The following is a 10,422-nucleotide window of genomic DNA, read 5'->3' as shown; positions in this document are numbered from 1 at the left end:
AATTGAATAGATTCATCACTTTTTTTATCAAATATAAAGCTTTTTATTAAATTATGGGTAATTGCGGACAATCAAAATTTTTTTAGTGTTTTTTTATTAATATCAAAAATATTTGTACTTTGGCTGCATAAACTAACAAAAATCAATCAAATGAAAAACTATTTACTTGTTTTGTCATTGTTTTTTTGTGGCATTTCTTTTGCGCAAAATACAATAACAGGTTCTGTTACGGAAAGTAACAACCAACCCATTCCTGGTGCCAATATAAAAGTCGTTGGAGATAAGGCAGGAGCGGTCTCAGATGCCGATGGAAAATTCATTTTAACATCCTCATTAAATCCCCCATTTACCATTGAAGTGACTAGCTTAGGACACCAAACCAAAAAAGTTAGTGTTACTTCAAATAATCAAAATGTAATTATTAAACTTACTGATTATCAGACCACATTGGATGAAATCGTAGTTTCAGCATCAAGAACTCCTGAGAGAGTTTTAGAATCACCCGTAACTATCGAACGAATGGGTATCAAGGAAATCAAAAAAACAGCATCACCAACTTTTTATGATGGACTTGAAAACCTTAAGGAAGTGCAAATGAACACTAGTAGTTTGACTTTCAAATCCATTAACACTCGTGGTTTTGCTACTGTTGCTAACACTCGTTTTATGCAATTGGTTGATGGAATGGATAATTCCTCGCCATTATTGAACTTTGTATTGGGCAATATGATTGGTGTATCGGATATCGATGTTCAAAGTGTCGAGTTGTTACCTGGAGCTTCTTCTGCTTTATATGGTGCAAATGCCTTTAACGGAATCATGTTTATGAATAGCAAAAGCCCATTTACATATCCAGGAATTTCAACGTATTTTAAATACGGAGCCACTAGCCAAGAGGCAGCAGGAACAAATAGTTTTTATGATTTTGGTATAAGAATGGCGCATAAATTCAATAATTATTTTGCCGCAAAAGTGAATATGACTTTTATGGATGGAACCGATTGGTATGCTGTGAATTATGGCGATAAATACCGACAAGGGCAAGGGATAACTAGAAGCGATAAAAGTTATGATGGTATAAATGTTTATGGGGATGATCTTCCAATTAATTTAGGTGCATACGCACCATCAGCCCTGCTTACAGCAATTCCATCTTTAAACACTGTTGTTTCAAGAACAGGATATAATGAGGTTGATTTAACTAACAACAAAGCGGGAAATACTAAAATTGATTTTTCTCTTCATTTAAGACCATTTGGAAACGAAAAACTAGAAGTTATATGGCAAAGTAAATTTGGTTATGGAAATGCGGTTTATCAAGGAGCAAACAGATACAATCTAAACAACTTTTTTATGCAACAGCATAAATTAGAATTTAAAGGGAAAAACTTTTTCTTAAGAGGATATACAACATCAGAAGATGGAGGAAATTCTTATGATATGCAATTTACAGGTATCAATATAAATAGAATTTGGAAATCAGATGGACAATGGGTTAGTGATTATATTACAAAATATGCGGGTGCTTATTCTGGTTTAGTACCTGGTCTAGCTCCTGGGAATATTCCGGCTTCACATTCTTTTGCTCGTAGCCAAGCAGATATAGGCAGATTAATACCTGGCACTCCAGGTTTTCAAAACGCTTTTAACAAAGTAATAGCGGATCCAAATATATTAACAGGGTCAAAATTAGTAGATAATTCCAGAATATACCATTCTGATGTTAATTATAACTTTAAAGACCTTATTAAATTTGGAGAAATTCAAGTGGGCGGATCTTATAGAGATTATCAATTGAATTCTCATGGCAGGATTTATACTGACGCTAATAGCCTTATTAAATATAATGAAAAGGGAGCTTATGCGCAGTTACAGAAAAAATTCATGGAAGACCGATTCAAATTTACAGGCTCTATTCGTTATGATGAAGCTACAAACTTTGATGGAAATTATTCACCAAGACTTTCTTTAACCTATGCTGGTGGAAAAGAAAAACAACATAATTTCAGAGCGTCTTATCAAACAGGTTTTAGAAATCCAAGTACACAAGACCAGTACATTGGTTTCAATGTTGGTTATGCGGTGTTAGTTGGTTCTGCGCCAGACAACTTATTGAGATATTCTGAATCAAGACCTGTTTCTGCAGGTTTTGGTCAGGCTTTTGCGGGTGGGTCAACAGCAATTATGAATGGGGAGGATGCCTATTACGACTCATATACATATTCATCAGTTCTTGCGTTTGGTGCGACAAAAAACTCAGCATTGTTGAGAAAAACAAATGTAGGATTGGTAAAACCAGAAGAAGTAAAAGCGTATGAGTTGGGATACCGTTCTCAAATAAATAAGATAAATATTGATCTTAATGGATATTATAATATTTACAATAATTTTATTGGAAACACAACTGCAATTGCAACTTACTACGGTACTGCACAAGATGCTCCTAGTTCTGTTGTAAACCCTGCAGATAAAGGGTTCCAATCGGTATATGCAATTTCAAAAGGAGACTATAGAGTTTATCAATTGTATACCAATACAGCCTTAGAAATTCATTCACTAGGGATGGGTGTTGGTCTTTCCAGAAAAATGTTTGGAAATTATGATTTTGGAATAAGCTACAACTATGCACAATTTGATTTTGACCAAGCAAAAGATCCAGGCTTTGAAGCGGGTTTCAATACACCAAAACATAGAGTAAAAGCTTCGGTTGGAAATGATAGTCTGTTCGAAAATTTCGGATTTAACACTAGTGTTCGTTGGAACAATGAGTATTTGTGGGAATCTACAATGGCTGATGGTATGATAGAAGCAGCTACAGTTGTTGACGCTCAAATTAATTACGGTATTCCAAAAATTAAATCTTTAATAAAATTGGGTGCAACTAATGTTGGAGGCAAGGAATACACCCAAGTATTGGGTGCTGGAGCAATAGGACAGCAATATTATATTTCTTGGACACTGAATCCATAAAAAACAAAAATTCTGTTATTTTACAAAAGACCATCACTTCTAACGTGGTGGTTTTTTGGTTTATAACTATTTTTGTCCTTTTTTTCTTTTCTTTGAGCAAAACAGAAAACAACCTCTTTTTTTTATAAAAAAAGTGTTGATTTTTATATTTTAAAAAATTACCTTTGCGCACTGAAAATGCATCCAGCCGATTAGATTCGTTTAGATGTCTTTCATAAACCTGAATAGCTATTTAATAAATACATAAGCAATGTCAAAAGTAATAGGAAAAGTTGCCCAAATCATCGGACCAGTTGTCGATGTAGTTTTCAACGGAAAAGATGTTGAACTTCCAAAAATTTATGATTCATTAGAAATCACAAAAAAAGACGGAACATTATTAGTTCTTGAAGTACAATCTCACATCGGTGAAAACACTGTACGTACCATATCAATGGACTCAACAGACGGTTTGAGCAGAGGTTATGAAGTGGTTGGAACTGGAAACCCAATCAAAATGCCAATTGGAGCAGATGTTTACGGACGTTTGTTTAACGTAATTGGTGATGCTATTGATGGTTTAGGAAACTTGCCAAAAGATGGTGAAAACGGAATGTCTATTCACAGACAAGCTCCAAGATTCGAAGATTTATCAACTTCATCTGAAGTTTTATTTACAGGTATTAAAGTTATCGATTTGATTGAGCCTTATTCAAAAGGAGGGAAAATTGGATTGTTCGGTGGTGCTGGTGTTGGTAAAACTGTATTGATTCAAGAGTTGATCAACAATATTGCAAAAGGTCACGGTGGACTTTCAGTATTCGCAGGAGTAGGAGAAAGAACACGTGAAGGAAATGACTTGCTTCGTGAGATGCTTGAGTCAGGAATTATAAAATACGGAGATGAATTTATGCACTCTATGGAAAATGGAGGATGGGATTTGTCTAAAGTTGATATGCCAGGAATGAGAGAGTCTAAAGCTACTTTCGTTTTCGGTCAAATGAACGAACCTCCTGGAGCTCGTGCTCGTGTAGCCTTGTCTGGATTGTCTATTGCGGAATATTTCCGTGATGGAGCTGGAACGGATCAAGGAAAAGACGTTCTTTTCTTCGTTGATAATATCTTCCGTTTTACACAAGCAGGTTCTGAGGTTTCGGCACTTTTAGGTCGTATGCCATCTGCAGTAGGTTACCAACCAACATTGGCAACTGAAATGGGAGCGATGCAAGAGCGTATCACATCTACAAACAAAGGATCTATTACATCTGTACAAGCGGTTTACGTTCCTGCGGATGATTTAACGGATCCAGCGCCAGCAACAACGTTTGCTCACCTTGATGCTACTACTGTATTGTCTCGTAAAATTGCTGAGCTAGGTATTTATCCTGCGGTAGATCCATTGGATTCTACTTCAAGAATCTTGACTCCACAAATTATTGGTGAGGAACATTATAACTGTGCACAAAGAGTAAAAGAAATTCTTCAGAAATACAAACAATTGCAAGATATTATTGCAATTCTTGGTATGGAAGAACTTTCTGAAGAAGATAAATTGTCAGTTTCTAGAGCACGTCGTGTTCAACGTTTCTTATCACAACCTTTCCACGTAGCAGAACAGTTTACAGGATTAAAAGGAGTTTTGGTTGATATTAAAGACACCATCAAAGGATTCAATATGATCATTGACGGGGAATTAGATCACTTGCCAGAAGCCGCTTTCAACCTTAAAGGAACTATTGAAGATGCTATCGAAGCTGGAGAAAAAATGTTGGCAGAAGCATAATAAAGTGGGAAGTTAGAAGTGGGAAGTTAGAAGTTGTTTAAACTTTACTTCCACTTCTAACCTCTAACTTCTAACCTCTAACCTTAAATTATGTTATTAGAAATAGTATCACCAGAAGCAAAATTATTTTCAGGAGAAATAACTTCCATTTCACTTCCCGGAGTGGATGGACACTTTCAAATGTTGAATAATCACGCGCCAATAGTTTCATTACTTCAAAAAGGACTTGTAAAAATTACAGCTCCTAGTTTCAAGTTCAGCAGCGAATCAGAAGGGTTATTTACGAAAGTAAACGATCAAAACTATACGATAGCGATCAATTCTGGAACTATCGAAATGAAAGACAACAAAGTAATTGTTTTAGCCGACTAAGACAATTTCACTATAAAAATTATAAGCCAAACAGTAATGTTTGGCTTTTTTGTTTTTTATTAAAATTTTTAAACGAAGGTTGTTGTACTAATATATATAGATAAATATTTTGTCGATACGTTCTTAACTATTGTATATACTGACTTAATGATGTAAAAAATTTAATTGTAATCAAGACGAAGGTAAAATTAAATTATTATGTTTTTGTGAATTTTATATTAATTGAAAGTAAATAATTAATCATAAAATGAATTTTAAGTATTAAAAACTAACAATTTGTTTGTTTAAATTTGTGTGAGTTCTTTTTTAATATTCAATAAATCAACAATAAATGAAAAAGATTACAGTATTATTTTTGTTTTTACTAATCAATTTTGCTTCAGGTCAAATTGTTTATAGTGATAATTTTAACCAAGGAGTCAATAACACTACCTATCCTTCTTCAGCTTATAGTGCTAGTTTAGTAAGTGAAAATTTGAGAATAATAGGTAATGGAACAGCTGGTGCTTATGCCGCCATAAGCTATGGTATTCACGATAACGGGAGTTTGAAGAATATCAATGTATCAGGAAATAATAAATTTTATATTAAAGTTAAGGGGACTGGTGGCGCTAGTTTGCGTGTCGATCTTCAGGATAGTGGGAATTATTTAACGAATAAAAATTCATCATTCATTAGTTTATCTACAACTTATCAAATTTTTGAGATAATTTATACCGGAAAATTTCAGGATGGAGGGTATGGAGGAAGCCCTTGTACGAGTATGACTGCTCCTTGTACTGTAAATAGTAGTTCAATAAAGAATTTAATATTTTTTGTTAATGATGCTGCTGGGAAATATAATGGGACAATTGACATCGATTGGATTTCATTTGGTCAACCCTTAGAGGTTCTTCCAACTCCAATTTTTATACGAGCGAATCAAGTGGGGTATCATAAGAATAGAGACAAAGCAGTTAATTTAGTATCTGATTCCTCTTTTGGACCACAAAATTATAAAGTATTTAATAGTAGTAATGTAGAAATTTTATCAGGTGTAACTGCATCAAGCGCTAATTGGTCAGATGCCAATCTAAATGTTGCGAAAATTGATTTAACGTCTATTAATGCAAATGGCACTTATACTGTAAAAACGGATCAATCTGAGATGTCAATAAGCGTGGCCGACAATCCACTTGAGGCATTATCAAGTGCTTCAATAAAATACTTCTATTTTAATAGGGCTTCAACAGCTATCAACGCAACAAATGGTGGGGTATGGTCAAGAAGCTCTGGCACACCTGATACTTCAGTAAAAGTGCATTCTTCAGCCGCTACGCCAAATCGACCAACTAATACAATTATTTCCTCGCCTAACGGCTGGTATGATGCGGGGGATTTGAATAAATATATTGTAAATAGTGGTATTAGTACCTATACTTTGTTAGCCGCATTCGAGCATTACAAACCTCATTTTGTGAACAAAGATTTGAATATTCCTGAGTCAACAAATGGATTGCCAGATATTTTAGATGAAGCTATATGGAATTTAGACTGGATGCTTACCATGCAAAATAAAGTATCTAATGGTGGCGATGGATCTGTTTATCATAAATTGTCGGGATTAGGATTTGAGGGAATTATAATGCCTGCAAATTATAATTTAGAGCGCTATGTTATTGGAAGATCAACTTCTGCAGCATTAAATTTTGCTGCTGTTATGGCTGTTGCTTCGAGAATTTTCGCAGATTATAACATACAAAAACCAGGGTATAGTACAACCTTGTTAGCTGCAGCGAAAGAAGCATACACTTGGGCAAAAAATAACCCTGCAATGTATTTTACTGCAAATCCAAGTGGTGTATCAACAGGTGCATATGAGGATAATAATGTCAACGACGAATTTCAATGGGCGGCTGTCGAATTATTTATAAGTACAGGAGAAACACTATATAAAGACGATATCAATTATTTCTATCTAACAAATCAAGGAGTTCCAAGTTGGCAAAGTACGAGTACATTAGGGATTTTGTCTATTGCAAATAACCTCACAAACACCAATGTTGCACAATTAAATACAGTTACAGCCGTAAACAAGTTAACTACTATTGCAAATTCATTAAAAAGTAATGTTTCCACTAATTTAGTCGAAACAGCTATGAATAATTATGATTACAATTGGGGTAGTAATGGTACGGCAGCAAATCAAATAGTTGTATTATTGAGCGCTTTTAAAGCCACTAATGACAGTTCTTATTTAACTGCAGCTTATAAAGCTATGGATTATTTACTAGGAAGAAATGCAGTAGGCATTAGTTTTGTAACAGGATTTGGAGAAAGTTCTCCACAAAGACCACATCATCGAATTTCCGAAGCCGATGGAATTTCATTACCCGTGCCCGGAATGTTAGTTGGAGGGCCTCAGAACTCGAGTAATCCAGACGGCTGTTCGTATACAAGCACTTCTAAAGCAGGAAAATATTCAGATACTTGGTGTTCTTATTCGACTAATGAGGTGACTATCAATTGGAATGCTCCTTTAGCGTATGCTACAAATGCATTACAATATTATCAAAATCAACAACTGTTAGCACTACCAGAAAATGAAGTTTCAAGAAGCAAATTAATCCTTTATCCGAATCCAACGAAAGGAATACTTCATTTTGAAAATAATTTTAATGACTATCTTAAAATTGACATCTATAATGAACAAGGTGGTTTAATTCTCCAAAAAAAGATTGAAAAAAAGGATTCAAAAATTGATATAAGTTCTCTTTCAAACGGAATTTATTTTCTAAAAACAAGCCAAGATGGATATGATCACAGTTCGAAAATTATTAAGAATTAATAGTTTAAATTTTGGAATAATCGATTTAAGTTAATGTCAATACATCAAAAGCCAAGCAGTAATGTTTGGCTTTTTTTATAAAGATTAAAGACGATATGCATTATATTTATAATTCCTTTTATTCCTTAACTTTGCCCTTATGAAGTTTCCCAAAAATCTCGCTGCCAAACTCGAAATCCGCAAGCAAAACAACGCTTTGCGAAAATTGGCTGCATCCAATAATTTAATCGATTTTTCGTCCAATGATTATATTGGATTTTCAAAAAACAAAGCCATATTCGAGGAAACCCACCAGTATTTAATTAATGCTAATTGCATACAAAACGGAGCAACAGGTTCCAGATTAATATCAGGAAACCACAATGTTTATCAAGAAGCGGAGACTTATATTGCCAATTTTCATCAAGCGGAAACTGCTTTAATTTTCAATTCGGGTTACGATGCCAATGTGGGTTTTTTTAGTTCCGTTCCCCAAAAAGGTGATTTGATTTTGTATGACGAATTGTGTCACGCCTCTATTCGAGATGGAATCCAATTATCGAATGCCAAGTCGTATAAATTCAAACACAACGATTTTGAAGATTTAGAAAAAAAAATTGTCAATTTCAATGGCAATAGCAATGACAATTTCAATGAAAATGATTCGATAATTTACATTGTAACCGAAACCGTATTTTCTATGGATGGCGATTGTCCAAATATGGAAGAATTGGTAGCCGTTTCTGAAAAATATAATTGCTGTTTAGTGGTTGACGAAGCTCACGCTTTGGGAGTCTTTGGAGAAAACGGTGAAGGATTGGTTCAAATGTTAGGTTTGCAAAGTAAAGTTTTCGCCCGAATAATGACTTTCGGAAAAGGATTGGGATGCCACGGAGCAGCTATCGTAGGAAGTCACGAATTAAAGGAATATCTCGTCAATTTTGCTCGAAGTTTTATTTATACCACAGGACTTTCGCCACATTCGGTTGTCACTATTTTAGTAGCTTATCAACATTTGAAATCGGAAAAACAAACCATCGAAAATTTTCGAAAAAACATAGTTCATTTCAATCAAGAAAAGAATCTCTTGGGATTGAAACCAATGTTTGTTCGATCTAAATCGGCAATTCAATCGGCGATCATTCCCGGAAACCAAAACGTAAAATCCATTGCTGGTCAGCTTCAAGAAAAAGGTTTTGATGTAAAAGCTATTTTGTCGCCAACCGTTCCCGAAGGTCAAGAACGCTTGCGTTTCTGTTTGCATAGTTACAATTCAAGAGAAGAAATCTCAGAAGTCTTAGCTTTGTTGAGTACTTTTGTATTTTAGCCACAGATGGACACGGATTTAACGGATTTTCACAGATTTTAATTTTTAAAAGCGAGTAATGACTGAATTTTTACACAAAGAATTATCGGAAGCGATTTTAAAAGTTTTTTATGAAGTTTACAACGAATTGGGTTATGGATTTCTTGAAAATGTCTATCAAAATGCAATGTATTTTGAATTAAAATCACAAGGTTTTAAAGTAGAAGCCCAAAAACAAATTAAAGTTTATTAAAAAATGAACTTGTCGGTAATTTTATTGCAGATTTACTAATTGACGAAGTAATTATTGTAGAATTAAAGGCTTGCGATAATTTAGTAAAAGCGCATTATGCTCAAACTTTGAATTATTTAAAAGCAACGAATATTGAAATTGGTTTGTTATTAAATTTTGGAGAGAAACCAGAAATTAAAAGACTAATCTTTACAAACAACAGAAAAAATTAAAAATAATCCGCGGTAATCCTTTAAATCCGTGTCATCTGTGGCTAAAAATATGAAACTATTTATAACAGGAATATCTACCGACGTTGGCAAAACCATTGCCTCTTCCATTATTGTCGAAGCACTCCAAGCTGATTATTGGAAACCCATACAAGCGGGCGATTTGGACAATTCAGATAGTCATAAAATCAAAAGCTATATTTCAAATGACAAAACCGTCATTCACGAAAATAGCTATAAACTCAACACGCCAGCCAGTCCGCATTTTGCTGCCGAATTGGATGGAATCACGATTGATTTAAAACAAATCAAAGAACCAATAACAAAGAATCATCTTGTCATTGAAGGCGCAGGAGGTGTTTTTGTTCCAATAAATGACACCGATTGCATTATCGATTTAATTCAAAAAGACTATAAAGTAATCGTTGTTTCCAGACATTATTTGGGAAGCATCAATCATACGTTGCTCACCATTGAAGCATTACAAAACAAGAAAATAAAGATTGCAGGAATTATTTTTAGTGGTGACGAAAACAAATCTTCTGAATCGATAATTCTGGGTAAAACCGGAGTCAAATGCATCGGAAGAATCGAACAAGAACCCTACTTTGACCAAAATGTAATTAAAGAATACGCAGTTTTGTTTCGAGAAAATCTATTAGAACTTCAATGACAATGGCAATGGCAAAAATCAATTTCAATTTCAATGGAGAAATCTGAATTCAAAAATCGTTAATCTTCAAT

The 10,422-nt window shown here is 34.3% G+C and carries 8 protein-coding genes; all 8 read left to right on the top strand.

Features of this window, described 5'->3' with window-relative positions; genetic code table 11:
- Positions 1–150: 150 nt before the first annotated feature.
- The 8 genes from FNW17_RS08615 (at position 151) to bioD (ending at position 10,351) form a co-directional block, all read left to right on the top strand.
- Positions 151–2,970, top strand: a complete 2,820-nt coding sequence (locus FNW17_RS08615; protein WP_144071432.1) for a TonB-dependent receptor — start codon at positions 151–153, stop codon at positions 2,968–2,970.
- Positions 2,971–3,220: 250 nt separating this feature from the next.
- Entirely contained in the window at positions 3,221–4,732 is a 1,512-nt protein-coding gene (atpD, locus tag FNW17_RS08610) for a F0F1 ATP synthase subunit beta (RefSeq protein ID WP_143389137.1), read from the top strand.
- A 90-nt stretch (positions 4,733–4,822) separates the two neighbouring features.
- Complete coding sequence (locus FNW17_RS08605; protein WP_143389138.1) at positions 4,823–5,104, top strand: F0F1 ATP synthase subunit epsilon; 282 nt, start codon at positions 4,823–4,825, stop codon at positions 5,102–5,104.
- 331 nt (positions 5,105–5,435) lie between these two features.
- A complete protein-coding gene (locus FNW17_RS08600) occupies positions 5,436–7,931 on the top strand; it encodes a glycoside hydrolase family 9 protein (RefSeq protein ID WP_144071431.1) in 2,496 nt (831 codons plus the stop codon).
- A gap of 139 nt (positions 7,932–8,070) precedes the next feature.
- A complete protein-coding gene (locus FNW17_RS08595) occupies positions 8,071–9,237 on the top strand; it encodes an aminotransferase class I/II-fold pyridoxal phosphate-dependent enzyme (RefSeq protein WP_144071430.1) in 1,167 nt (388 codons plus the stop codon).
- Between the two features lie 58 nt (positions 9,238–9,295).
- A complete protein-coding gene (locus FNW17_RS16650; protein ID WP_262710843.1) occupies positions 9,296–9,469 on the top strand; it encodes a GxxExxY protein in 174 nt (57 codons plus the stop codon).
- 23 nt (positions 9,470–9,492) lie between these two features.
- Positions 9,493–9,681, top strand: coding sequence for a GxxExxY protein (locus tag FNW17_RS16645; protein WP_317129773.1), 189 nt, complete (start codon positions 9,493–9,495; stop codon positions 9,679–9,681).
- Between the two features lie 49 nt (positions 9,682–9,730).
- Positions 9,731–10,351, top strand: a complete 621-nt coding sequence (gene bioD / locus FNW17_RS08585; RefSeq protein ID WP_143389141.1) for a dethiobiotin synthase — start codon at positions 9,731–9,733, stop codon at positions 10,349–10,351.
- The last annotated feature ends 71 nt before the right edge of the window (positions 10,352–10,422 follow it).

Origin of the sequence: Flavobacterium franklandianum (genome assembly GCF_007097365.1) — a bacterium.
Lineage (GTDB): Bacteria > Bacteroidota > Bacteroidia > Flavobacteriales > Flavobacteriaceae > Flavobacterium > Flavobacterium franklandianum.
This window is presented reverse-complemented; position numbering and strand designations above follow the sequence as displayed.

What these genes read in the sequence shown, in the direction of transcription:
- FNW17_RS08600 (WP_144071431.1), top strand. Translation starts at nt 5,436, where the DNA reads ATGAAAAAGATTACAGTATTATTTTTGTTTTTACTAATCAATTTTGCT.
- FNW17_RS16650 (WP_262710843.1), top strand. Translation starts at nt 9,296, where the DNA reads ATGACTGAATTTTTACACAAAGAATTATCGGAAGCGATTTTAAAAGTT.
- FNW17_RS08605 (WP_143389138.1), top strand. Translation starts at nt 4,823, where the DNA reads ATGTTATTAGAAATAGTATCACCAGAAGCAAAATTATTTTCAGGAGAA.
- atpD (WP_143389137.1), top strand. Translation starts at nt 3,221, where the DNA reads ATGTCAAAAGTAATAGGAAAAGTTGCCCAAATCATCGGACCAGTTGTC.
- FNW17_RS08615 (WP_144071432.1), top strand. Translation starts at nt 151, where the DNA reads ATGAAAAACTATTTACTTGTTTTGTCATTGTTTTTTTGTGGCATTTCT.
- FNW17_RS08595 (WP_144071430.1), top strand. Translation starts at nt 8,071, where the DNA reads ATGAAGTTTCCCAAAAATCTCGCTGCCAAACTCGAAATCCGCAAGCAA.
- bioD (WP_143389141.1), top strand. Translation starts at nt 9,731, where the DNA reads ATGAAACTATTTATAACAGGAATATCTACCGACGTTGGCAAAACCATT.